This window comes from Roseibium sp. MMSF_3544 (genome assembly GCF_030732845.1).
Lineage (GTDB): Bacteria > Pseudomonadota > Alphaproteobacteria > Rhizobiales > Stappiaceae > Roseibium.
Window position 1 is genome coordinate 214,423 of record NZ_JASHKA010000010.1, and the last position, 23,330, is coordinate 237,752.

Genomic DNA, 23,330 nt, shown 5'->3' on the forward strand with positions numbered 1-23,330 from the left:
GAAAACGTTACATGCGCATGCGTTCCGCTTTGGGATCGAACGGCGGTTCGGTAAGGATGGTTGCCTTGCACATCTCACCCAGGATCTCGATCTCGAAGGCGTCTTCTGCCGTTTCGCTCGCGAATTCGGATGGGACGTAGCCCTGGGCGAGCGACTTCCCGACGTAATGGGCATACCCGCCGGACGTGATCCAGCCGATGACCTTGCCGTCATGGAAGATCGGTTCATCGCCCATGACATCGGCGTCAGATGCCTTGACGTCGAAGCTCACACGCTGGCGTTTCGGACCGTCCTCGAACTCCTTGCGGGCAGCCTCCAGCCCGATGAAGCGGTTTTTGGTCAGCTTGACGAAGCGGCCGAGATCGGCCTCGTAAGGCCCGTAGATCGGGCGGAATTCGCGGAACCAGGTGCCGAAATTCTTTTCAAGACGCATGCAGAGCAGGGCACGCATGCCGAAGTTGCGGATGTTGAATTCGGCACCGGCGTCCATCAGGGCGTCGTAGACCTGACGCTCATATTCCGGCGTCATCCAGATCTCATAGCCAAGATCGCCCGTGTAGGTGATCCGGTTGACCTTGCACGGCGCAGAGGCAACATCCATTTCGCGGAAGTCCATGAAACGAAACGCTTCGTTCGAAACGTCCTCGCCGGTGACCTTTTGCAGGACCTCGCGGGCATTGGGGCCGGCTATGGAGAGGCCGACCCAGCCGAGATTGATGGCCCTCAGGGTGACCGAGCCGTCCTTCGGCAAGTGCTTTTCGAACCAGCGCATGTGATAGATCTCGGCCTGGGACGAACCGAACATGTAGAATTTTTCGTCCGCTGCACGCGCGATCGTGAAATCGCCGATCAGCTTGCCGTTTTCGTTCAGCATCGGCGTCAGCACGATGCGGCCCACCTTGGGCATGGTGTTGGTCATCAACAGGGACAGGTAGTCTTCAGCGCCCGGCCCGCTGATCTCATATTTTGCGAAATTGGCGATCTCGGTGATGCCGACGCTTTCGCGTACGGCGCGGCATTCGGCACCGACATGCTCGAAATCGTTGGACCGGTGGAAGGAAAAAATATCCTTTGCTTCGACGCCCTCGGGAGCAAACCAGAGCGGAGTTTCAAGAGCCCAGCTGTCGCCCATGACCGCACCTTGCGCCAGCATGCGATCATAGAGTGGGGTGGTCTGATGCGGCCGGGCTGCGGGAAGCTCCTCGTTCGGAAAGCGGATGCGGAAGCGGCGGCGGTAATTCTCCCGCACCTTGGCGTTCGTGTAGGAAAGGGTCGCCCAGTCGCCGTAGCGGGCAACATCCATGCCCCAGATGTCGTAACCGGGATCGCCATTGATCATCCAGTTGGCGAGGGTAAGGCCCACGCCGCCACCCTGACTGAACCCGGCCATCACGCCGCAGGCAACCCAGTAGTTCTGAAGGCCTCTGACCGGGCCGACCAGCGGATTGCCGTCCGGAGCGAAGGTGAAGGGGCCGTTGATGATCTGCTTGATGCCGGCATTTTGCAGCGCGGGGAAATGCTCGAAACCGACTTCAAGTTCCGGTGCGATGCGGTCGAGATCCGGCGCCAGAAGTTCATGGCCGAAGTCCCACGGGGTTTCGCGCGGGCTCCAGGGGCGGCAGTTCTGCTCATACGTGCCGAGCAGCATGCCCTTGCCCTCCTGGCGGGTGTAGATCTCACCGCCGAAGTCGAGGATGCCGATCAGCTCCTTGCCGGTGGCTTCGTTGTGGGCAACCACTTCTGGCATCTCGTCTGTGAGCAGGTACATGTGCTCCATCGCGAGGATCGGCAATTCAAGCCCGACCATGCGTCCGCATTCGCGCGCCCAGAGTCCGCCCGCATTGACGACATGCTCCGCCCGTATCGTGCCCTTGTTGGTGATCACGTCCCATGTGCCGTCCGGCGTCTGGACAAGCTCTTCAACCTTGGTGTGCCGGTAGACGGTCGCGCCGTTTACGCGCGCAGCCTTGGCATAGGCATGGGTTGTCCCCGATGGATCGAGATGACCTTCGATCGGGTCCCAGAGCGCCCCGATGAAGTGCTTTTCATCCAGCATCGGGAACATGGTTTTTGCTTCTGCAACGGAGATCAGTTCCAGATCCATGCCCAGGTAGCGCCCCTTGGCCTGCGCAAGACGCAGAAAGTCCATGCGCTCCGGCGTGTCGGCCAGCATGACGCCACCGGTCAGGTGCAGGCTGCAGGACTGTCCGGAGATCTCTTCAAGTTCCTTGTAGAGATCAACGGTGTAGCTCTGTAGCTGGGCAACGTTCGGATCGCCGTTGAGCGTATGGAAGCCACCTGCCGCGTGCCAGGAGGATCCGGACGTCAGTTCGTCGCGTTCAACCAAAGTGACGTCGGTCCAGCCGAGTTTGGTCAGGTGATAAAGGACACTGCAGCCAACGACGCCGCCACCGATGACAACGACCTGAGTGTGGGTCTTCATGCGATTACTCCGGACTGCCCGCGCGGTGCCGGCGGGACTTGAACTTCATGGATCAGAAATCGGTTGGAACGCCGCCCTCGGCCTTGCGCCGGTCGACGAAGGCTGAGATCTCCTCGTCGATGGCCGGATCGAGTGGCGGCTGCTCATAGGCTTCCAGCGCCTTCTTGTAGAGCATGTTGGCCTTGTCATAGGCGATCGGGCTGCCAGCCTCCGCCCAGGTTTCGTAGTTGCGCCAGTCCGAAACGATCGGCGGGTAGAACGCATCCTTGTAGCGCGCTTGGGTGTGTTCTGTTCCGAAGAAGTGGCCGGCCGGACCAACATCCTTGATCGCATCGACGGCCAGCGATGCCTCCGAAACGTCCAGAGGCGTGAGGTACTCGGCAATCTTTTGCAAAAGGTCGATATCGGCGATGAACTTTTCGAAACCCGCGCTCAGGCCACCTTCGAGCCAGCCGGCCGCATGTTTGATGAGGTTCCCGCCGCCATTGATCGCGCCCCATTGCGACAAGGTGGTCTCGAGTGCCGCCTGGTAGTCGACCGTGTTCGCCGCACAGACGCCAGACGTTCTGAAGGGAAGGTTATAGCGCCTGGCGAGCTGCCCGCTCACCAGAGCAGCTTTCATGTATTCAGGTGTTCCGAAGGCCGGTGCGCCTGACTTCATGTCGACATTGGAGGTAAAGCCACCATAGATGACCGGCGCGCCCGGGCGCACCAATTGTGCAAAGGCTATGCCTGCAAGCGCCTCGGCATTTTGCAGTGTCAGGGCACCCGCGATCGTGACCGGCGCCATGGCACCTGCCAGCGTGAACGGCGTAACAACAGAGACCTGCCCGGCCTTTGCCATCTCGATCAGCCCCTGCAGCATCGGCGTGTCGAGGCGAAGCGGCGAAGACGTGTTGATCACCGTCAAGGTGACGGGCTTGTCAATCAGTTCCTCGGGCGTCAATCCGTTGGCGATCCTGGCGAGTTCGATGCCATCCAGATTGCGCTCTTTGCCGAGCGAATAAAGGTGCAACGCCTTGTCGGTGAGCCTGGCGGCGTCGGCGATGCAGTCGAGGTGTCGAATGGAAGCGTGCAGGTCGACGGGTTCAACAGGGTATCCGAGCGGTGCGTGGATAATATTGAAGAACTGTCCGAGTTTCAGAAGCTTGCGGAAGTCTTCCTGGTTTCCTGGACGGCGACCGCCCTCACGGTCAACGACATTAGGCGTGCTGGCAACACAGGAAAAGACGATCGCGTCGCCGCCGATGTGAAGGTTGTGGTTGGGGTTTCGCGCATGAAGCGTGAATTCGGACGGCGCCTTGGAGATCAGGTCCTCCACCATCGCACGGTCCATGCGCACCCGGTCTTCACCAGGGGTTACCTCAGCGCCGGCTTCCTTGAGCATCGCCTTGGCTTCTTCATGAAGGAAATCAATGCCGATTTCCTCAAGCACGCGCAGCGAGGCGTCATGGATGGCTTCGAGTTCGTCCTGCGATATGGCGTCCAGCGGTTTGAAAATGTGCCGGGGCTGCCGGAAGGGCTTTTGCGGGAAAAGATCGCGCGCCGATTTTTCGCCGCCACCTCTGCGCCGCCGCCCGCGCCTTGCCGGTGCCGATTCATTCAAGGATGCTGTTTCAGGGTCAGCTATCATCCGATCCGCCAGGTTTGATGTGTAGGACGGGTCAACGTCCGACCCGCCGGCAGAGGTCTCATCTGCGCTTGTCCGATGACTGTAGCGGAGGAGGCGATTTTTGCGGGCAGTCTGAGAGCGACGGCAAGTGCTTCAACTCCGACATGTCACCTGTCTGGAATCGTGTTTGAAAAACGGCTCTTTGAAACTTCGACTTGACGAACGGTATCATCAAGGCGATCAGAGATTTATCGAAGACAACACGGACCGACCCGGCGTGAGCGAACAGCTTTCCGATACAGACCTGCTGGCGTTTTTGGAAAACCTTCTTCCGGTGACGGACTGGAGCACGGCACGATTGCGACCGTTGCCGGTCAACTACACCAGCCGGTTCTGGCGCCTTGATACGCCGGAGCGAATTTTCGTCATCAAGGAGTTTTTCCCCGATAACGAGGACAATCCGCTCTACCCGACGCTGCCGGATCAGGAAGCCGAGGCTTTGAATTTTCTCGCGCGCTACGATCTGGCACCCGAGCTTGAGACCTATTCGCAAAGTCCCGCCGGAACACCGCTGCTCGTCTATGGCTACGCCCCCCCGGTGAATGACGAAATCGACGTCGGCGAAGCGGCAGATCTGATCGGGCGAATTGCAGCACTGAAAGAACCGGTGCCCGGGCACCAGACTGTCCCGGCCGGATACCACGAAGTTCTGGAGCGGGGGGACGCCATGCTGGCGGCCATCCCCGACAGCCGGAAAGCCGTCAACCTCAAACGGCTGCGGCCACAGGACGATGCGATCAAGCGGCGCGCTATCCAGCGAACCCTCGTCCACCGCAGCTTTTGCCTTGGAACCATTCAAGCAACTGCAGACGGCGCACGGCTGATCGACTGGCAGTTCGCGGGCTACGGTGATCCGGTGGAAGATCTGGCCGGGTTCGTTTCGCCCGGGCTCCTGAGGCTCTATGGACTGCATCCGCTTGTCGCCTACGCGGAAGATATGTTTCTGAAACACTATCCAAACCAGGAAACGGCTGAACGGTTTGTGGAAGAGCGTAGCGCCTACCACTGGCGGCTTGCCGCATATTGCTTGTTCAGGCATGAAACCTTGGGCGAGATCAACGCTCCGGCGGCTCGCGCCTATGGGCGTGCCCTGGAAGAAGAAGTGGATCTGCTGTTAAGGCTGCGGGTAAAATAACACCTCGACAGTTCTTGCGATGTAATTGACTTGTCACAGGGGGAGGTTAACGGGGGACATGTCCATTTCCGTTGCTTCCGTTTCCAAATCATTCGGCGCGCACCTGGCTTTGAACAAAGTTTCGTTGTCGATCGACGACGGGACGTTCTTTGTGGTTCTTGGCCCGTCAGGTTGCGGCAAGTCCACTCTGCTTCGGGTTATTGCCGGGCTTGAGCCGGTCGATGCAGGTGAGATCACGCTGGGGGGCGTGCCTGTCGCGGGCAACGGGTTTCACGTGCCGCCGGAGGACCGGAGCGTTGGTGTTGTGTTTCAGTCCTACGCCCTTTGGCCGCATATGAGCGTTGCGGCGAACGTCGCGTTTCCTCTCGAGACTGCCGGCAAATCCAGGTCTGACGTATCGGCGCGTGTGGCGGAATGTCTTGAGACAGTCGACCTCACGCCTTATCGCAATCGCAAGCCTGCTGAACTTTCCGGCGGGCAGCGTCAGCGCGTTGCACTTGCAAGATGCCTGGCGCAGGGAGCGGACACGGTCTTGATGGACGAACCGCTGGCCAATCTCGATCCGCATTTGCGCGGTGCCATGGAAGAGGAGCTGGCAAGGTTTCACAAGGCAAGCGGGGCGACGACACTGTTCATCACGCACGACCAGCGCGAGGCGATGGCGCTGGCGGACCAGGTTGCAGTTATGTGGGACGGTGAAATCCTGCAGGTCGACGAGCCGGACCGGATCTACCGCCGGCCGTCGTCAAGACGCGTTGCCGGATTTATCGGCCGCAGCACTCTGGTGCCCGTGACGGTCGAAGATGTCAGTGGTGAACAGGCAACAATACGCTTTGGTCGCATTTCAGTAGACGTGGATTGCCCGATTGGAACCGCATCCGGGCCGGCAACGCTGCTGCTTCGGCCGGAGCATCTTGTGCTCGAAACGGACCGCTCGGGGTTCGCAGGCACCGTGCAGCGAACCATCTATCGTGGCGGTGCCTGGGATGTGTTCGTGACAGTGGATGGTCTTGACGATCCGCTCATGATGACGCTGCACCGCAAGGCCGAGACAGGAGAGAGTTTGCGGCTTTCCATTTTGCGCGGCTGGGTGTTGCCGGATTAGTGCCAGCCCGGTGCACTGATTTTCCTGCTCACATTGTCATCGAAGCCACGCCATGGGACGATCGGGGTGACTATTGCGAGGGTCCTGGATTGCCTGGCGTCAGTCCTTCCAGGGGATGGTTCCGGCGGGCACACGCTTTGCCAGAGCGTTCATCGCCAGCATGATGACGATCGTTGCCGCGACCACGACGGCGGACATGGCGGCCGCCAGCGTAGTGTAGCCACCGTCTTCGTAGTTGAAAATCGTGGTGCCGATGGTCTCGTTTCCGGTTGACCAGAGCAGCGCGGACACGGTGACTTCGTTATAGGCGGTCAGGAACACAAGAATGGCGCCCGAGGCGGCCGCGGGGGCCGCGAGCGGGGCGAAGATCCGGCGCATGCGGCGGAAAAAGCCGGCGCCGGAGACCCTGGCGGCATCTTCCAGGGAACCGTCGATCTGGAGAAACGCAGCGGCAACCGGTTTCAAACCAACGGCGAGGAACACGGATACATAGGCGATCAGGATGATCCATAAGGTGCCGTAGAGCGAAACGTTCAGGATCGGCAGCGGCCTTATGAAGGCGAGAATGAAGGCGATGGACATCACCAGGCCGGGCACGGCAAATGCAATTTCCGACTGGCTAAGGGCAAAACCGGCCCAACGTCGATGTGTCTTTTTCCTGTGCGAAAGAAAATAGGCGAGCAACAGGCTTACTGCAGCAATGACAAGGGCAGCAATGCCGGCAATGAAGGTCGAATTCGCGAAAGCGCGCAACGTCACCGATTGGCGCCAGAGCACTTCCGTGAAGTTATCAAGTGTTAGCGTGTCGAGGGAGAGCGGCAGACCGTAGGTTCTGACCAGCGATGTCGCCAGCAACGATGCGGCCGGCAAGAGCAGGACGCAGGCGACGAACAGCCAGACCACGGCTTCGACATAGGGCCGCTTCTTGCCAAGCGAAATGGCAAGGGGGTCCTGTGGCAGGCCGATCAGGCTGGAGCGCATCCGCCGCTGCAGCAAGCTCTGGAGAAGAATTGCGACAAGAGCAACCAGCGCCAGAATAACTGAGATCACCGCGACATTCGGCAGGATATCGGGCCCGAAACTCGCAAGTCGGCGCCATACCAGAACCGGCAAGGTGGTGTACCGGGCAGGTATCCCGATCAGCGCATTGATGCCGAAATTTCCAAGGGCTGCGACGAACGCAAGAGCAAAGCCGGCCAGCAGAGACGGTCCAAGGAGCGGCAGCGTGATCCGGCGTAGCATCGTGAAAGAACCGGCGCCCGAGATGCGCGCAGCGTCGGACAATTCACGCGGAAACGACCTGAGCGCGGCCCGCACCAGCAAGAACACAAGAGGACTGTGCTGAAGTGTCAAAAGGAGAACAAGACCCTCGCGGGAATAGAGCGGATGGGTCGAGCCCAGCTCTGGCGCGATGCCGAGCCAGCGCAGCACGGGGCTCGCCGGTCCAAGCGCCTGGATCCACGCGATTGCCGTCACATGCGGCGGGATCATCATGGGCAGAAGAATGAGAAAGACGAGCAGGCCCTTGTGGCGGATATCCGTCAGCCCGACCAGGAGCGCCAGAACGGTGCCCAGCACGGTTGCCGCAACTGCGGACAGAAAACTGCTTTCTATGGAGTGCCACAGCGCCCGCTGAACGGATCGGCTTTGGAGCGCTTCGGTGAGCGGGCCGAAATCAATCCCGGTGCCGCCTGTGAGCCCGGTCTTGAAGAGAAGCAGCAGCGGCAGGCCGCAGATGACCGTGGCGCCGATAACAAGCGCGACCAGGGTTGATCTTTCGGAAATCGAAACCGACTGCATTGTTTGCGAGACTACTTTGTCATTCCACCAAATGACACCGTATCGTTCAAAAGAGCGCTAGCCGCATGCCTGGCTGGAATCCAGCGATACTCGTGAGAGACGTCTTGAGAAGACAAAAAAGCAGTGCGGCGGGTACCGCACTGCGAATTTTGTTTTTCTGCTAGATCCTCAGCCGCCGAAAATCTCGGTGAACTTGAGCTTGTTTGCCTGGTCCTGCTCAAGGGCTTCGGCCGGGCTGAATTCCATCAGCTTGATGTCATCGCGTGCCGGAAAACCTTCCGGTGCAGCGACGGCCGGGTGAGCCGGCAGGTAGCCCTGCGAGGATGCCAGCTTCTGTCCATCTTCTGACAGCAGGAAGTCGACAAAGGCTTTTGCAGCAGCTGGATTTTGTGCTGTTGAAAGGATTGCGACCGGCTCGGTCACTGCCGAAACGCCCTCTTCGGGGAAGACAAACTCGACGGGCGCGCCTTTCAACTTCTCGCGGATCGGCAGGAAGTCAACGACAAAACCGTAGAGCTTTTCGCCGCCGGCAATTGCCTTGTAGGTGCCGCCGTTGCCGCCTTTGGGGTTTGCACCCTGATCGGCAAGGCCTTCGTAAAACGCCCAGCCGAGGTCCGGGTTGGAGGTCAGTGCCGCCATGTGGATGGTCGCGGCGCCAGAGGTCAGCGGAGACGGCATGGCCAACTTGTCTTTCGCCTCTTCCTTGAGAAGATCCTTGTAGGAAGTCGGTTTCATCGGAGCGTTGGTGTTGTAGACGATGCCCGTCGTGATCAGCTTGGTTGAGAAGTAAGTCTTGTCGTCATCCATGATCGCAGGATCGTAGGCGGAAACGTCAGCCTCTTCGTGCGCCATCAGGCGGCCTTCCTTCTTCAGGCCTTCCATGGTCACCATGTCTGCGATGAGAAGAACGTCGGGCTTCGGGGCGCCAGCTTCAAACTCGGCGCGCAGCTTCGCCATCATCTTGGTGGTGCCGTCGCGGACCCACTCCACGTCAACGCCCGGATGCTTTGCCTTGAAGGCGTCGACGGTCGCTTGGGCGTCTGCATTCGGCTGAGACGTATAAAGCACGAGCTTGCCAGTGACATCTTCCGCAAAGGCGGGAGCGGAAGCCACGGCCAGAAGCCCGGCAGCAATCAATAAATTCTTCATCAGTCATATCCTTCGAGCAATGCAGCTGGAAACTGCGGGTGCCAAGGGCGTAGCAGGCTTCTGTGACAGTAATTTTCGCCCGCTAAGTAAAATTACGTGCGGACGATTTTTTTAGGCTCTTTTTTCCGGAGCTCAGAAATTTACGATCAAGAATACGTGCCATTCCCCGCAGCGGCCGACGCAGGCATTGCCCGGAAAGGACGGGTCGGCTATCACCGCGGCACAAAGACAAATCAATTCAGGAAAGGCAACGTTGATGAGTTCTAAAGGCGCTGTTGCAGACGTCGGCCTGATCGGCCTTGGCACCATGGGCGGAAACCTTGCTCTCAACATTGCTGAAAACGGGTTCCAAATTGCGGTCTATAACAGAACGGCTGAAAAAACCGATCAGTTCATGGCAAAGGCCGGGGAGCTTGCCGAGAGGCTGGTGCCGTCGAAAGACCTCGAAGACTTTGTCGGATCCATCAAGAAGCCGCGCGCTGTTATCCTGATGGTACCGGCAGGTGAAGCCGTGGATGCGCAGATCGAAGCGCTGCGCCCGCTCCTGGATGAGACAGATCTCATTATTGACGCTGGTAATGCCAACTATCACGACACCAACCGGCGGGCAGAGGACGCTGCCCGTCGTGGTCCGCGGTTTATGGGGATCGGTGTTTCCGGCGGCGAGGAGGGTGCCCGTTTCGGCCCGTCGATCATGGCTGGCGGGGCAAGCGACGCCTGGGATCAGGTCGGGCACATTCTTGAGGCAATCTCGGCAAAGTACGAGGGGGAGCCATGTGCAGCCCATCTCGGCGAAGCCGGTGCGGGGCATCTGGTCAAGACCGTGCACAACGGCATCGAATATGCCGACATGCAAATGATCGCGGAAGTCTACGGTGTGATGCGCGACGGCTTCGGCATGCCGGCCAGCGAAATCGGCGATGTGTTCGAAACGTGGAACAACGGGATCCTGCAATCCTACCTGATCGAGATCTCCGGCAAGGTCGCCAAGGCGAGTGATCCGGAAACCGGCAAGCCGATGCTCGACATCATCCTCGACCGCGCTGGCCAGAAGGGCACGGGCCGTTGGACCGCAATCGAGGCGTTGATGCTCGGAACACCTGCGAGCACGATCGAGGCGGCGGTTGCCGTGCGCAACATGTCGTCCCGGCTGGATGAGCGAAGGGCGGGGCAGGAAGAGTTTGGCGCGGCTCCAAGGACGATGGACCGGGGCGCTGTCAGCATCGAAGCCATGGAGGCAGCGCTCGTCGCCGGCAAGATCGTCTGTTATGCGCAGGGCTTCGGGCTCATTCTGGAAGCAGCAAAGCAATATGGATGGGCGATGCCCTTGCCGGAGATTGCAAGGATCTGGCGGAACGGCTGCATCATCCGCTCCGCCATGCTGAACGACATGTCGGCGGCCCTTGCCGACGATCCGGAACGGAACCTGATGCTGGCGCCGTTTTTCTCCGCCAAGCTGAAGGAGACCGAGGCAAATTTGCGCCTGCTGGTGTCGCAGGCGGCGCTTCACGGCTTGCCAGTGCCGGCGCTATCCGCCGCCTTGTCTTATTTCGACATCATGCGCACGGCGCGCTCGACCGCCAACATGCTTCAGGGACAACGCGACTTCTTCGGTGCGCACGGGTTCGAGCGCACCGACAAGGACGGCAGCGGCTATCACGGCCCCTGGGCGATGGGCTGACAAACAAAAACCTCCGCTGGTGTCGCGGAGGTCTTTTTATCGATCAGTTAGCGGCTCCTGCGCGAGAAATCAAATCATCCGAGAAAGTAGAATCTCATCCTGAGGAAGCGCATTTGCGCTGTCTCGAAGGATGGGCCACGTGCTCCAGTGCTTGCCACCCATCCTTCGAGACAGGCCTGTGGCCTTCCTCAGTATGGGATGGACGCTTCTTGAATGCGACCTTCAGAGCGAGGTTCGTTACCTCTCCCCGTGGGAGAGGTCGGCCTGATAGGCCGGGTGAGGGGACAGACGTTTCAGTTTTCCATGATGGATTTGACCCCTCACCCTGGCCCTCTCCCCAAGGGAGAGGGAATGGGACCGGACTGCTACAAGCGGAACCGAAACACCATGGTCACCTCGAGACAGGCCTATGGCCTTCCTCAGGATGAGGTTTCAGTGCGCGTAGCGGCATGAGACCCGGGGTCCGCGGGACGCGAGCGTCGTGTCCGAGGACGTCAGCTGCCGGCCTGAAGTCCGGTGTCGAGCAGGGCCTTGATCTGCTGCTCGCTGGTTCCGGCAACGACACGGCCAAGCTCCTGGTTCCCTTTCAGCACGAGAAGGGTGGAACGGCGCGGGATCTTGCGGGAGGTGGTGACTTCGTGACGACGGTAGTCGTCCCAGTCGACGCGCACGAAAACCATTGTGCGGTCATAGTTGGGATTGGCCTCGCGCAGGGCGTTGATCACCCGTTCCTGGCGTGCACAAGTGCCGCACCAGGAGGCGGAGTAGTCGACGAAAATTGTCTTGCCGGCAGCCAGATGCTTCTGGATAAGACCCGGCGAATACTCGACCATTTCCGCATAAGCGCTGGTCGGAAGAAATGCGGTTGCAAGCAAAGTGCCTGCAGTGGAAGCAAGAAAGAAGCGACGGTTCATTAGGTTTCCTTTCCTGTTTTCGATCAAAATCGGACAGACAGATCCTGAAGCCAGATAGGCATGACGCTCATGGCCCAGGCATCGAACATGTGATGGACATTCATGAGCAGCAGCACGCCGACTGCAATGAATACGAGGCCCATGACGGGTTTGGATTTCTCGGCAAGACCGCGCAGTTTGCTGGCGCGGCGCCGAATGGTTTCACCGGCACCAAAACCGAGGCCGACGATCAGCGTCGAAACGCCGAGGGCGAAGAAGCACATGATCAGAGCGGCCCAGAGAAGGTCTTCCCCCTGGGAAGCGAGGGCGATTGCCCCGCCAAGAGTGGGTCCGATACAGGGTGACCAGACCGCACCGAGGAGCGCGCCCCCCAGAAACTGACCACGTAAGCCGCTGGTGTCTGTGTTCTGGAGCCTTTGGTCCGCTGAGCCGGCGAGGCCCGCGGCCGCGAGTTCAAAGCGCTGGTTGAAAGCGGGAACGAGAAGAATGACACCGAAGACGATCATCAGGGTGGCGCCAACCCGGGCCATCACTTCTTCCGTCAGGCCGATCGTGTAGCCGAGTGTCGACACCAGCATGCCGAAGGTCACGAAAGAAAGGCTCATGCCGGCCGCAAGCGCGAGCGGTGCGCGCCGGTCGACGTTGAGTGCAGAGGCAAGCACGATGGGCAGCACCGGAAGCACGCACGGATTGATCAGCGTCAGCAATCCGGCAAGATATGCAAGCGGGAGTTCGAGCATTCGGTCAGTACCCTGGCTAATTCCGTCGCAACCCATTCGACCCGGACAATTGACCGGCCGTTGGCGCATTACTTAGGCACAGGTTGCTATCCTGTCCGTTAAAGCCTCTTCACAAAATTGTGGGGTGGCACAGAAACGCTGCAAACAGCCCTATTGGGCCAATCCGAGCGCGGCCATGTTGGCGATCGAAGCCGGTAATTCGGAATGATCCCTCAGTTCAATAATCAACCGCGGGTCGCTGTCGAGTTCCGACAGGGCACCAAAGACCGAATGCCAGTTGATTGTGCCTTCGCCCAAGGCCCAGTGCCGGTCGGCGTAACCGTCAGCGTCCTGTAGGTGAACATGGCGTAATGCGTTGCCGGCGGCCTTAACGTAGTAGTCGACAGGAGGTGCCCCGGTCACGCCGTGCGCATAGTGTGCGTGGCCTGTGTCGATTGAGATCTTGACCGACGAGGACCCGAAGCTCTCGGCAAGTTCGATCCGCGCATGGGGATCCTTGTCTTCGATATTCTCGATGACAATTTCGCAGCCAATGTCCTCAGCGCGCCGGACCGCGTCCTTCATAGTCAAGTGGCACACTTCGATTTTGCGTGCGCGCGCGTTCGCGTACAGGTCGAGATTGTTGTAATCCCAGGTGGAGTAGGGGCTGTGAAGGACCATTTGCGTGCCGCCGAGTGCCTCGCAAACCTCCAAACCCTGCAGCAGCCGTTTCTTCACCACCTCACGTATGTCAACGTCTGCGGCCGAGATCGAGAAGCCCCAGAATGGACCGTGAATACCGAGCCGGCCCTGGTGGCCGTCGAGAAGTTTCTTTGCCCGTTCCACCAGCGGTGTCCAATCGCCGTTCAAGACCTCAGCGGAACAAAAGTCCTGAAGTTCCAGGTCTCTCGGCTTGTCGAGCATCAGTGTGCGATGGGTTTCAAGTGTGTCGACGATGAGCGCTGCGCCGAGGACCGGAAGATCTGACATGAATCACCTGCTGGGACTTGGAAAATGCATCTGCCTGATTCGATGGGATTCTTGACATTATCGCGACGCAAGCAAGCAGAAGCGTCAGTATCCACGCTTTCGGTCGACATGCTGCGGTATCTGACCATTCTTAAGGTAATCGCCGATGTTCCTGGCAACGATGTTGGTGGCGGTGCCGGTGATGGTCGGGGCCGAAATGTGCGGAAGAACCGTAACCTTGTCGTGCTGCCAGAGCGGGCTCGCCGCATCGAGGGGCTCCTTGTCGAAGACATCAAGGACTGCGTGAGAGAGATGCCCATTGTCCAATCCCGAAAGAAGTGCGTCGATATCAAGCACCGGTCCGCGCGCGAAATTGATGAGGGCGGCTCCCTTCTTCAGGTCTCCGACCGCCTTTTCGCCGATCATGCCGCGTGTTTCTGCGGTCAACGGCACCAAAAGCACAAGAATGTCAGTTTGTCCGAGCAGATTTGTCAGACCGTCGGAACCGTGAAAGCACTCCACTCCGTCCAGGTGTTTCTCGCTGCGGCTCCAGCCGATGACCCGGAACCCGTTGGCTTTCAGGCGCTGGGCAGATGCGCTTCCAAGCTTCCCGAGCCCCAGAACGCCGACTGTCCGTTCTTGCGGTGTTTTCAAAAGCAGTTCGCGCCAGACTTTTTCGCGCTGCTGTAACCGGTAGCGCGGCATGTCACGGTGCAGATAGAGGGTCCAGGCAAGCACGGCCTCAGACATTGTGTCGGCCATCTGGGGGTCCTGGAGGCGGACGATCAAAGGCCCGTCCTCTGGCAGTTCTGCCGTCAGGCGTTCGACCCCGGCCCAAAGGCTTTGTACCCAGACAAGGTTGGGCAGGGCAGCGACGTCTGCCGGGTTCGGATTGGCAACGATTGCCACCTTTGCGGCCACGCGTTCGTCGTCCGTCAGCTGGTCAAAAGGTTTGACCTCCGCGAATGAAGCCAGGTTCTTGCGAAGTTCTTCCTCCCAGGTTTCGCGTTCGACGGAATCCGCCTCGGGAACGAAGGGAATGACCGGCTTCATTTTTGGTACTCCTGACAGCTCAATGGTTCCGGATGGCGACCGGGATGGAGGATCGGTGTTTAGCGGAGACTTAGTTCATCACAGGTGGCGGAGACAAGCCTATTTGCAGCAACACTGACTGCCTGAACGGATGCAAGTTTGTTAGAACTGATGCAAGCCGAGCGCAGCGAGCGACTTCCACAGTTTCTGTGTGCGGCTTGCCGGTGCCGTAGGTCCGGCTTCGTGATTGTCGCCGTTCCTGTAGGGCCAATTCACCCAGTCGATAGAGCCTTGATTTTTCGCCTGGTAACCGAGTGGTTCGACAGGTGTCTTTTCTGCCACCTGCACATCGCCCGCATCGTTTTCCGTCGGGCCCAGTCGGAGATCCCACGCATTGAATTCGGGAACAAGGCGCGGGACTGGGGCGGGCCGTTCCTCATGGATTGAAAAATGCTGCGGCGCCAGCCGGCCGATATTGGCAAGCAGAAAGAAATCAGCGATCCGAGCATCGTAGCGCGCACTCACGTAGTCGACCTGGCTCAGAAGCAGTTCCCGCTCCCCATCAAGGACATCCAGCAAGGAACGCTGGCCGCTGTCGAATTCGACCTGAAGTCCCTTCACTGCCCTGCGATTGGCTTCGATTGCCCTTCTTTCCGCCTGTGCGCGCAGCCTTGACGCCGTGCGTTGCTTCATGGCCCGGACCACGTTTTCCCGAATGATCTGCTGCGTATCGTCAAGTTCGTATTCCTCTTGAGCCGCAGTGAATTTTGCGCGTCTGACCGCCGAGATATTCCGGCCGCCTGTGAAAAGAGGGGCGCTTACACGCACGCCGAGGCGGAAGTCCTCGTCGCTGTCGTCGGCGAGATTGTCCTGGTAGCCGTTTTCCCATTCGCTTTCGAGGGTAACGCGAGGCAGCATGTCACCGACCGATGCACGCGCCGCATATTTCGCTGCTCTGGCGTCTGCGGTTGCAGCGCGAATGGACGGGTTGTTTTCAAGGGCAATGGCGATGGCTGCATCCAGGTTAGCCGGCAAAATAGCCTTGGGAACGGCAGGCCATCCAAGTTTACCGGGTTTTTGACCGGTCAAGCGTTCAAAAAGGGCGATCGAGGCTTCAAGATCGCCCTGGGCCTGATCGCTGTTTCCCTGCGCCTCGGCCAAACGGGCAAGCGCCTGTTCGATATCGGTCCGGGTCGCGTCGCCGGACCTGTAGCGTGCCCGTGCGGCCGTCACTTCTCGCTGAACAACATTGGTGTAAGACGTTAGCCTGTTGAGGATCTCGCGGTCGCGCACAACGCGCAGATAGGCATCTGCCGTGTTCAACAGAAGGGTTTGTTCTGCACCGATCAGCTGACTTCGCCCCGAGGCCGCTTCCTCATGGGCCTGATTGAGACGGTTCACGCCCGCAAATCCCTGAAACAGGGTCTGCGACACGGTCAAGTTCAACTCATGGGAAAACTCGCGGTCTCCCCTGTTGGTGCTGTCGTAGCGATACGCATTGTGTTCGGCGAGATACGATCCTGTCACCTGGGGGAGAAACTCTGAACGTGCCGACCAGATGCCCTGGTTTGTTGCCTGGTAGCGAGAGCGCTCTGCCTTGAGCCGCGGATTGACGGCGTAAGCAGCGGACATGGCATCTTCCAGGCTCTGGGCAAGCGCAGGCTCGTGCGCGAAAGGCGCCCAGATCAGGACAAGGCTGGCCAGGATGGCCGCCGGACGTATTCTGATCCCTCGCAGCAGCTTCAGAGGGTCCAAGGAAAATGTCATTACAGCGCCGATTTTGTTATCTGCGCACAAAGTAAATTTTCTTGGTTAATCAATGGTAAGCGCACGACCTGATTTGCTTGTAAAAAACATGTAAACTCTCCAAAGGTAAAATTGCCTATAATTAAATAAAATTGTATTTTATTGATAAAACGATGCGAGTTTTAAATAATTTTGTTCATATTTTTGCTTATTCTGACAGTAAGACTTGAAAAATTTTAGCTTTATCTTCTGTGCTATTGAAAACAAACGGAGTTTTGACGCTTGTAATCCTGCCAATTGTTTCAGTCTGACTGCAGCCGTCATGTCTCCTGCCGTTTTGCATGGTGCGTTTTAGGGAGTTTCCAACCGAATGACATCTTCGTGACCTTTCGTTCGCTTTGAAAACGAGTCCAGAAAACGGTGGTGGTGGGCATTTTGTGATTTGGAAGCAGACTTATTTCCTGCAGCCGTATTTCTAAAATCCAAAGGTGGATTTGTTCGCATTGAAAGCGGGTTTTAAGCTTTTCTTTTTAAAAAAATAAGTAATTTTTACGGTGTCATTCTCACGTCAGTGATTGAATTTCTTCTTTGAAAACAAAGGCAAACAAGGTGACGCCCCAAAGTGGTACATAATCTTTTCCGGAAAAGGACGTTTTTTCATAAAATTCTATCGTTATTATTATCAATACTGAATTGATTTGCTTTCAAAACAGAATGAACTGGCTGGGCCCGCTTCCCGGCGGGTGTTCTGGGCAGGCAAAATCAAATGCAAAAAAGTCGTGGAAGCCTCCGGCAATGCTAGCGAAAGCCAAATCCACTCGGGTCGACAACGCTTATGTTCGGCTGAAAAACGAGATCTTAAACGGTGTTCTGCCGCCTGGTTTCCAGGCGCCCGAACCGGATATTGCCAATCGTCTCGGCATGAGCCGGACACCTGTGCGCGAAGCGCTGATCCGTCTGGAGGCCGAAGGGCTGATTGACCTCGTGCCACGGCGTGGCGCCAAGGTGGTTGCCATCTCGCGGAAAGATTTCTGCGAGATTTTCCAGATTCTTGCTGTTCTGGAAGCCCTCGCGGCGAACGCTGCCGCGTGTTCACAAGAGCGGGCCGATTTCCTTCCGGATTTGGAGCGCATATTGTCGGAAAGCGCGTCGGCCCTGTCCGCAAACGATATCGGCACCTGGGCAAAACTGGATGACAGCTTTCACAGGCTTGTTGCCGGCATTTGCGGCAATGAGCGGCTTGAAGCGGAAATCACGGGCTTGCTGGACCAGGTTTTCAGGGCAAATACGGTGCTTTTGCGTCTTAACAAGGCGCCGGCTGCGAGCGCAGACGATCACGATAAAATTCTGCGGGCCATTGCTGCCGGAGAACCGGATGTCGCAGCCGAAATCGCGCGCTCGCATCGATTGCGCGGTCTCGCCACCATGAAAAACCTTCTGCAAACCAGCGGCTTGTCTCAGGTCTAACCTTAAGCTTTTTCGGCAGCCTTTGGATGTGCACTAGGGTACGGACCCATTAATGAAGCCGGTTTGGCGGCAGAAATGGCAAAATCTCGCGAGGAAGCGTGTGAAGAGCGGGCTTTATGCCCGGTCAAGCGCGGTGACGCCGCGAGGTAAAGCCATTTTGCCGTCCTTCGGATTTGGTCTTTTTGACCATCTGCTTCGTCGCGAAAGGTTTGAAAATGAACCACATTTCCTGCACTTTCGCTCCTTGCCGCTGGTCAAAACGATCCAAACCAAATCGACTTCATTTATGAGTCCGTACCCTAGCGTCCGGGGGCCGGTCCGGTCGATTGTCCGATGATCAGCTCGGCATCGAGGTGAAGAGAAGATACTTGCCGGTCGGGTTCCGCGATATGGTCAAGGAGCAGCTCGGCTGCCTTTTGCCCGGCATATCGAACGGAAGAACGTGTGCAGGTGAAAATAGGCACTTCGCCGCTGTTGGGCAAAAAGGAAAGGGCGTCGTCGTGCGTGATGATCGAGACGTCCTTTCCTGTTTCCAGACCGCACTGGCCGATGGCACGGGCAACGCCAATCGCCGAGATCATCGAAGAAACCAGGAAAGCTGTCGGCGGATTGTCGGACTTCAGCATCTCCATGGCGTTGTCGCAGCCGTAGGGTTCCGTCATGTCCGAACTGCGCATGATGCCGGTGTCCGGCACAAGCCCGCGGGCAGACATTGCATCTTCGAACCCTTTCCGCCTGCGGCGCGCGAAATCCATGTGCTCCAGGCCGTTCAAAAGCGCTATCCGCTTGTGTCCAAGATCGAGCAGCAGATTGGTTGCCCGCTCGAAAGCACGCCGATTGTTCATGTCGACCCAGGAGGTTTCGGTTTCCGCGCCGGGTATGCGGCCGTGAACGACAAAGGGCAGGTTTATTTCCCGGAGCAGCCTGTGCCGTCCTTCGTTTGCTGCCGGGCCGTGAATGATCACGCCATCGGCCTTTTTGCGGGTTGCGATCTGACGATAGGCGTCTTCTTCATGATCGTCCTCGACCACCGAAATGATCATGTCGTAACCGTGCTTGGAGTAGGTTTCTCCGGCGCCTGCAATGAATTCCAGGAAGATCGGGTTCATCATCTCATGGATTGAACGCGGGATGACGTGGCCGATTGCCATCGACCGGCCGGTCGCAAGGCGCCTGGCCTGGCTGTTGGGCGCGTAGCCGAGCTTTTCGGCCATTTCCGCGACCCGCCGCCGGGTGTCCGCGCTGACTTCCGGGTAGCCGTTCAAGGCACGGCTGACGGTTGTCTGCGACAGTTTAAGCCGATTGGACAATTCCTTGAGATTCACACCCTTGCTCATTCGTGCCCAAAACGCTTTGAAAGCGCCCTCCCTTCAGGCTGTTATTGAAATGCAACATTAATTCGCAAGATGTTTGCTTGACAAGACCGAAGCGTAGCGACATGTTTAGAGTTAAATCCAAAGCGGTTTGGATGCCGGGTTCCGGTGAATTTATTGCACGCGGGAGGAGCCCCGGTATTGCTGCCGGTTGGTGAAGTGTGCCACTTTAAAGGGAATGTCCCGATAAAGGGACAATCTGGGAGGACTGACATGAAATCACGTTTGATGGCCTGCGCGGCAGGCTTGGCGCTGAGCGCGTCGCTTGGTTTTGGCGCCGCTTTTGCCGCTGACCTGAAATTTACTCCGGGCGAAGGTCCGTTCAACTGGGACAGCTACAACGCCTGGGCTGAAAGCGCGCCCGACCTGTCAGGTCAGACCGTGACGATTGCCGGTCCTTGGCTGCAGCCGGAAGACGGATATTTCCGCAACGTGCTGGCCTACTTCACCGAGGCCACCGGTGCTGAAGTCATTTACACCGGATCTGATTCCTTCGAGCAGCAGATCGTGATCGATGCAGAGGCGGGTGCTGCCCCGAACATCGCCGTGTTCCCGCAGCCCGGTCTTGCCTCCGACATGGCGTCTCGCGGTCTTCTGCAGCCCTTGCCGGAAGGCATGGGAAGCTGGGTCGCCGATAATTACGGTGCCGGTGACAGCTGGGTTAATCTCGGCACGTACAAGGATGCCGAGGGCAACGACCAGCTCTTCGGCTTCTTCTACAACGTCAACGTGAAGAGCCTTGTCTGGTTTGTGCCGGAGAATTTCGAGGATGCCGGCTATGAAGTGCCGGAATCCATGGAAGACCTCAAAGCCCTGACAGAGCAGATCGTCGCGGACGGCGAGGTGCCCTGGTGCATCGGCCTGGGGTCGGGTGCTGCAACCGGCTGGCCGGCAACGGATTGGGTCGAAGACATGATGCTGCGCACGCAGCCGGCAGATGTCTACGACCAATGGGTGACCAACGAAATTCCGTTCAACGATGAGCGGGTTGTTGCCGCAATCGAGGAGTTCGGCTGGTTCGCACGCGACGACGACAAGGTTGCCGGAGGCGCTGACGCGGTCGCATCGACCGATTTCCGTGACAGCCCCAAGGGCCTCTTCTCTTCACCGCCGCAATGCTACATGCACCGTCAGGCCTCTTTCGTGCCTGCGTTTTTCCCGGACGGTGTTGAATTCGGCGCAGATGTCGATTTCTTCTATTTGCCTGCCTATGCGGGCAAGGACCTCGGCAATCCGGTCCTGGGCGGCGGCACGCTGATGGCTGTGACCACACCGTCTGACGCAACCACAGAGCTGATGAAGTTCTTCCAGTTGCCGTTGTCGCACGAAGTCATGATGGCTCAAACCGGCTTCCTGACACCACACAAGGGTGTAAACCCGGAAGCCTACCTGAACGACACGCTGCGCGGGCAGGGCGAAATCCTCGTGAACGCCACCACCTTCCGCTTTGACGGATCCGATCTGATGCCAGGCGGTGTCGGTGCAGGAACATTCTGGACCGGTATGGTTGACTACACCGGCGGTAAGGATGCCGCGACGGTTGCAGGTGAAATCCAGAATAGCTGGGACGCTCTTAAGTAAAAATTGCGCTGGCCGGTCTCCGATTGGGGGCCGGCCAACGCCGTTTGGCGCAAGCGTTTCCCACGCTCCTCATTTCCCAAGACTGGTGTCGCCCGGCGTGACCGGGAGCCTTTCATAATGAAAAATGGGATGGAACGGCCATGCTTTCGGATAACCCGGCATTGTTAGGGTTGACGACGATCGTCGTCGGCGTCGGTGCCTGCCTCGGTTACTTCTTCCTGTCCAATCTCTTTCTGGACAAGGTGCTATTCCCGGCTTCCGGGCCAAACGCGGGCCGGAACATCAACCGCGCGAACATGATCCGCCCCTGGCTGTTCCTGTTCCCCGCGCTTTTCGCGCTGCTTCTTTATCTGGCTTACCCGGTCTTTGAGACACTGCGTCTATCCCTTACGGACCGTGATCAGGGTGGGGCTTTCGTCGGACTGGCGAACTACCAGCAAATGATGGCTGAGCCAAAGTTCTGGGAAGCTGTCCGGAACAACATGCTGTGGCTGATCGTTGTGCCTGCCGTTTCGACTGCTTTCGGTTTGCTGGTTGCGCAGCTGACGGACCGCATCAAGTGGGGCAATCTGGCCAAATCTCTCATTTTCATGCCGATGGCCATTTCCTTCGTCGGCGCGTCGGTCATTTTCAAGCTGATCTACGATACAAGGCCTGAGGATCAGAATCAGATCGGTATCCTGAATGCAGTCTGGCTCAAGCTGGATGGTGGCATCGGATCGGTGCTGATGCTTCAGATACTTCCCTCGATCCTGCTCATCGGGTTTGTGGTCATCGTCGCTTCCGTCGCCTGGTCGTTCGTGCGCGGGATTATCGCCAAAGGCGAAGACAAGTCCGCCTGGTTGCTTCCGCTGCGTTTGCTTGTGGCTGGCGGTGCGCTTTGGCTGATCTGGGTGTCTATCAGTTCTCTCGTCGGGATCTGGATTGGAGAGATTCCTTACGGCGAAGCCCAGACCTGGCTCACTCTTCCGCTTTGGAACAATTTCTTCCTGATGGTCGTTCTGATCTGGATCCAGACAGGATTTGCCATGGTGATCCTCTCTGCCGCCTTGCGGGGGATACCGGAAGAGACGATCGAAGCCGCCATCATCGACGGTGCGAATCCTTTCCAGATATTCTTCAAGATCAAGGTGCCGCAGATCATGGGGACCATCGTCGTGGTGTGGACAACGATCACGCTGACTGTTCTGAAAGTCTTCGATATCGTCTTTGCGATGACGAACGGTCAGTGGGAAACCCAGGTCCTGGCCAACTACATGTACGACAAGCTGTTCCGCGCCAATGACTGGGGCGTCGGTTCGGCGAGCGCGATCATCATCATGCTGCTTGTGACGCCAATCCTCGTCTGGAATGTCTACAACGCACGGAAGGAGATGAAGTGATGGCCACAATAGCCGGTAAAAAATCCGGGCTGGTTTGGGCAGTCCATATCTCCGTCGCACTGCTTGTGCTGCTTTGGCTGTTTCCGACGATCGGTCTGTTCGTGTCCTCGTTCAGAACTGCGGACCAGATCTCAAGTTCGGGATGGTGGGCTGCGCTTTTTCCAGCAGAGCAGAACGAAGTCTATCGAGCCGCCGATCCGGACGATAACAGAGTGGCGGACGGCGACATGTTTGTCGTTGAAGGCAATATTTTCGATGGCACTCCAAGGGATATCCGTTCCTGGGGCGTGTCCTCCCGCGATGTCTCGGCCTATCAGCCCGGCGAAACCGCCGAGATGAAAGATGGGGAAAGCGTGACACTCCAGGCTGACGGCAGTTATGTCTGGCGTGGCAATGACAAGCAACTCTCCGGGCGCGGGCAACGGATTTTCATCACCGCAACGGTGCCGCCTGAGTTCACGCTCGAAAACTACACCACGATTCTCTTTTCGGGCACGGGCCAGGACAACATGGCCAAGGCGTTTTTTAACACGCTGACCGTGACCATTCCGGCGACCATCATTCCGATTGTGGTTGCCGCCTTTGCCGCCTATGCGCTGGCCTGGATGGAGTTTCCAGGGCGTGCCATCTTGATCGCCGCCGTTGTCGGATTGCTGGTCGTCCCGCTCCAGCTGGCCCTGATCCCGCTGCTGCGACTTCACCTGGGTATCGGGATCGGCAAGGGATATCTCGGGGTCTGGCTAGCGCACACGGCCTTCGGGATGCCGCTCGCGGTCTATCTGCTCAGAAACTATATGGTCGGCCTCCCGCGTGACATTATTGAGAATGCCAAAGTGGACGGGGCCACCGACTTCCAGATCTTCACCCGGATCATCATTCCGCTGAGTTTTCCGGCGCTCGCTTCGTTCGCGATTTTCCAGTTCCTGTGGACCTGGAACGATCTGCTTGTGGCGAAAGTGTTCCTGATCGACGCAACCGGGTCCACCACGGTGATGACCAACCAGATCGTGGAGCTTCTGGGGACGCGTGGCGGCAACTGGGAGATCCTGGCAACAGCCGCTTTCGTGTCCATTGCGGTCCCGCTTGCCGTCTTCTTTGCGATGCAACGCTACCTGGTTCGCGGGCTACTTGCAGGATCGGTGAAATAACATGAACAAGAAAC

17 protein-coding genes are annotated in these 23,330 nt (G+C 58.1%); 7 read left to right on the forward strand and 10 right to left on the reverse strand.

What is annotated here, in order from left to right; genetic code table 11:
- Positions 1-7: 7 nt before the first annotated feature.
- A complete protein-coding gene (locus tag RBB47_RS16500; RefSeq protein ID WP_305986946.1) occupies positions 8-2,443 on the reverse strand; it encodes an FAD-dependent oxidoreductase in 2,436 nt (811 codons plus the stop codon).
- Between the two features lie 52 nt (positions 2,444-2,495).
- Positions 2,496-4,076: a trimethylamine methyltransferase family protein gene (locus tag RBB47_RS16505; RefSeq protein WP_305986947.1), complete on the reverse strand. Its 1,581-nt coding sequence runs from the start codon at positions 4,074-4,076 to the stop codon at positions 2,496-2,498.
- A 256-nt stretch (positions 4,077-4,332) separates the two neighbouring features.
- Here RBB47_RS16505 and RBB47_RS16510 point away from each other — a divergent pair, with 256 nt between their 5' ends.
- Together RBB47_RS16510 and RBB47_RS16515 are read left to right on the forward strand one after the other, a co-directional pair.
- Positions 4,333-5,250 (forward strand): phosphotransferase, encoded by a 918-nt coding sequence (locus RBB47_RS16510; protein WP_305986948.1) that lies wholly within the window; start codon positions 4,333-4,335, stop codon positions 5,248-5,250.
- A 58-nt stretch (positions 5,251-5,308) separates the two neighbouring features.
- On the forward strand, positions 5,309-6,355 hold the full coding sequence (locus RBB47_RS16515; protein WP_305986949.1) for an ABC transporter ATP-binding protein: 1,047 nt from the start codon (positions 5,309-5,311) through the stop codon (positions 6,353-6,355).
- Positions 6,356-6,454: 99 nt separating this feature from the next.
- Here the strand turns inward: RBB47_RS16515 and RBB47_RS16520 are convergent, their stop codons facing one another.
- Both RBB47_RS16520 and RBB47_RS16525 read right to left on the reverse strand, forming a co-directional pair.
- On the reverse strand, positions 6,455-8,155 hold the full coding sequence (locus tag RBB47_RS16520) for an iron ABC transporter permease (RefSeq protein WP_305986950.1): 1,701 nt from the start codon (positions 8,153-8,155) through the stop codon (positions 6,455-6,457).
- A gap of 168 nt (positions 8,156-8,323) precedes the next feature.
- The gene (locus RBB47_RS16525) at positions 8,324-9,304 is read right to left on the reverse strand and encodes an ABC transporter substrate-binding protein (RefSeq protein ID WP_305986951.1); all 981 of its coding nucleotides are present in this window, start codon (positions 9,302-9,304) and stop codon (positions 8,324-8,326) included.
- A 256-nt stretch (positions 9,305-9,560) separates the two neighbouring features.
- Between RBB47_RS16525 and gndA the strand changes: the two genes are divergently transcribed.
- Entirely contained in the window at positions 9,561-10,985 is a 1,425-nt protein-coding gene (gene gndA, locus RBB47_RS16530) for an NADP-dependent phosphogluconate dehydrogenase (protein WP_305986952.1), read from the forward strand.
- Positions 10,986-11,479: 494 nt separating this feature from the next.
- Here gndA and RBB47_RS16535 read toward each other — a convergent pair whose 3' ends face one another.
- From RBB47_RS16535 to RBB47_RS16555, 5 genes are all read right to left on the reverse strand, one after another.
- Positions 11,480-11,899, reverse strand: coding sequence for a thioredoxin family protein (locus RBB47_RS16535; protein ID WP_305986953.1), 420 nt, complete (start codon positions 11,897-11,899; stop codon positions 11,480-11,482).
- A 23-nt stretch (positions 11,900-11,922) separates the two neighbouring features.
- Positions 11,923-12,639 carry a cytochrome c biogenesis CcdA family protein gene (locus RBB47_RS16540; protein WP_305986954.1) on the reverse strand — a complete coding sequence of 239 codons (717 nt, stop codon included), beginning with the start codon at positions 12,637-12,639 and terminating at the stop codon, positions 11,923-11,925.
- Positions 12,640-12,789: 150 nt separating this feature from the next.
- Positions 12,790-13,608, reverse strand: coding sequence for a sugar phosphate isomerase/epimerase (locus tag RBB47_RS16545; protein WP_305986955.1), 819 nt, complete (start codon positions 13,606-13,608; stop codon positions 12,790-12,792).
- A gap of 84 nt (positions 13,609-13,692) precedes the next feature.
- On the reverse strand, positions 13,693-14,640 hold the full coding sequence (locus RBB47_RS16550; protein ID WP_305986956.1) for a glyoxylate/hydroxypyruvate reductase A: 948 nt from the start codon (positions 14,638-14,640) through the stop codon (positions 13,693-13,695).
- A gap of 141 nt (positions 14,641-14,781) precedes the next feature.
- On the reverse strand, positions 14,782-16,386 hold the full coding sequence (locus tag RBB47_RS16555; protein ID WP_305986957.1) for a TolC family outer membrane protein: 1,605 nt from the start codon (positions 16,384-16,386) through the stop codon (positions 14,782-14,784).
- 774 nt (positions 16,387-17,160) lie between these two features.
- Here RBB47_RS16555 and RBB47_RS16560 point away from each other — a divergent pair.
- Positions 17,161-17,832, forward strand: a complete 672-nt coding sequence (locus RBB47_RS16560; protein ID WP_305986958.1) for a GntR family transcriptional regulator — start codon at positions 17,161-17,163, stop codon at positions 17,830-17,832.
- 299 nt (positions 17,833-18,131) lie between these two features.
- Here the strand turns inward: RBB47_RS16560 and RBB47_RS16565 are convergent, their stop codons facing one another.
- Positions 18,132-19,169: a LacI family DNA-binding transcriptional regulator gene (locus RBB47_RS16565; RefSeq protein ID WP_305986959.1), complete on the reverse strand. Its 1,038-nt coding sequence runs from the start codon at positions 19,167-19,169 to the stop codon at positions 18,132-18,134.
- 249 nt (positions 19,170-19,418) lie between these two features.
- Between RBB47_RS16565 and RBB47_RS16570 the strand changes: the two genes are divergently transcribed.
- The 3 genes from RBB47_RS16570 to RBB47_RS16580 all read left to right on the forward strand — a co-directional run bounded on the left by RBB47_RS16570 (position 19,419) and on the right by RBB47_RS16580 (position 23,316).
- Positions 19,419-20,786 carry an ABC transporter substrate-binding protein gene (locus RBB47_RS16570; protein WP_305986960.1) on the forward strand — a complete coding sequence of 456 codons (1,368 nt, stop codon included), beginning with the start codon at positions 19,419-19,421 and terminating at the stop codon, positions 20,784-20,786.
- 140 nt (positions 20,787-20,926) lie between these two features.
- Entirely contained in the window at positions 20,927-22,168 is a 1,242-nt protein-coding gene (locus RBB47_RS16575; RefSeq protein ID WP_305986961.1) for a carbohydrate ABC transporter permease, read from the forward strand.
- On the forward strand, positions 22,168-23,316 hold the full coding sequence (locus RBB47_RS16580; protein WP_305986962.1) for a carbohydrate ABC transporter permease: 1,149 nt from the start codon (positions 22,168-22,170) through the stop codon (positions 23,314-23,316). The genes RBB47_RS16575 and RBB47_RS16580 overlap by 1 nt, the downstream gene beginning before the upstream one ends.
- Positions 23,317-23,330 lie beyond the last annotated feature (14 nt).

Coding starts and splice junctions, on each gene's coding strand:
- RBB47_RS16500 (WP_305986946.1), bottom strand. CDS start 2,443: ATGAAGACCCACACTCAGGTCGTTGTCATCGGTGGCGGCGTCGTTGGC.
- RBB47_RS16505 (WP_305986947.1), bottom strand. CDS start 4,076: ATGATAGCTGACCCTGAAACAGCATCCTTGAATGAATCGGCACCGGCA.
- RBB47_RS16515 (WP_305986949.1), top strand. CDS start 5,309: ATGTCCATTTCCGTTGCTTCCGTTTCCAAATCATTCGGCGCGCACCTG.
- RBB47_RS16520 (WP_305986950.1), bottom strand. CDS start 8,155: ATGCAGTCGGTTTCGATTTCCGAAAGATCAACCCTGGTCGCGCTTGTT.
- RBB47_RS16525 (WP_305986951.1), bottom strand. CDS start 9,304: ATGAAGAATTTATTGATTGCTGCCGGGCTTCTGGCCGTGGCTTCCGCT.
- gndA (WP_305986952.1), top strand. CDS start 9,561: ATGAGTTCTAAAGGCGCTGTTGCAGACGTCGGCCTGATCGGCCTTGGC.
- RBB47_RS16535 (WP_305986953.1), bottom strand. CDS start 11,899: ATGAACCGTCGCTTCTTTCTTGCTTCCACTGCAGGCACTTTGCTTGCA.
- RBB47_RS16540 (WP_305986954.1), bottom strand. CDS start 12,639: ATGCTCGAACTCCCGCTTGCATATCTTGCCGGATTGCTGACGCTGATC.
- RBB47_RS16545 (WP_305986955.1), bottom strand. CDS start 13,608: ATGTCAGATCTTCCGGTCCTCGGCGCAGCGCTCATCGTCGACACACTT.
- RBB47_RS16550 (WP_305986956.1), bottom strand. CDS start 14,640: ATGAAGCCGGTCATTCCCTTCGTTCCCGAGGCGGATTCCGTCGAACGC.
- RBB47_RS16555 (WP_305986957.1), bottom strand. CDS start 16,386: ATGACATTTTCCTTGGACCCTCTGAAGCTGCTGCGAGGGATCAGAATA.
- RBB47_RS16560 (WP_305986958.1), top strand. CDS start 17,161: ATGCTAGCGAAAGCCAAATCCACTCGGGTCGACAACGCTTATGTTCGG.
- RBB47_RS16565 (WP_305986959.1), bottom strand. CDS start 19,169: ATGAGCAAGGGTGTGAATCTCAAGGAATTGTCCAATCGGCTTAAACTG.
- RBB47_RS16570 (WP_305986960.1), top strand. CDS start 19,419: ATGAAATCACGTTTGATGGCCTGCGCGGCAGGCTTGGCGCTGAGCGCG.
- RBB47_RS16575 (WP_305986961.1), top strand. CDS start 20,927: ATGCTTTCGGATAACCCGGCATTGTTAGGGTTGACGACGATCGTCGTC.
- RBB47_RS16580 (WP_305986962.1), top strand. CDS start 22,168: ATGGCCACAATAGCCGGTAAAAAATCCGGGCTGGTTTGGGCAGTCCAT.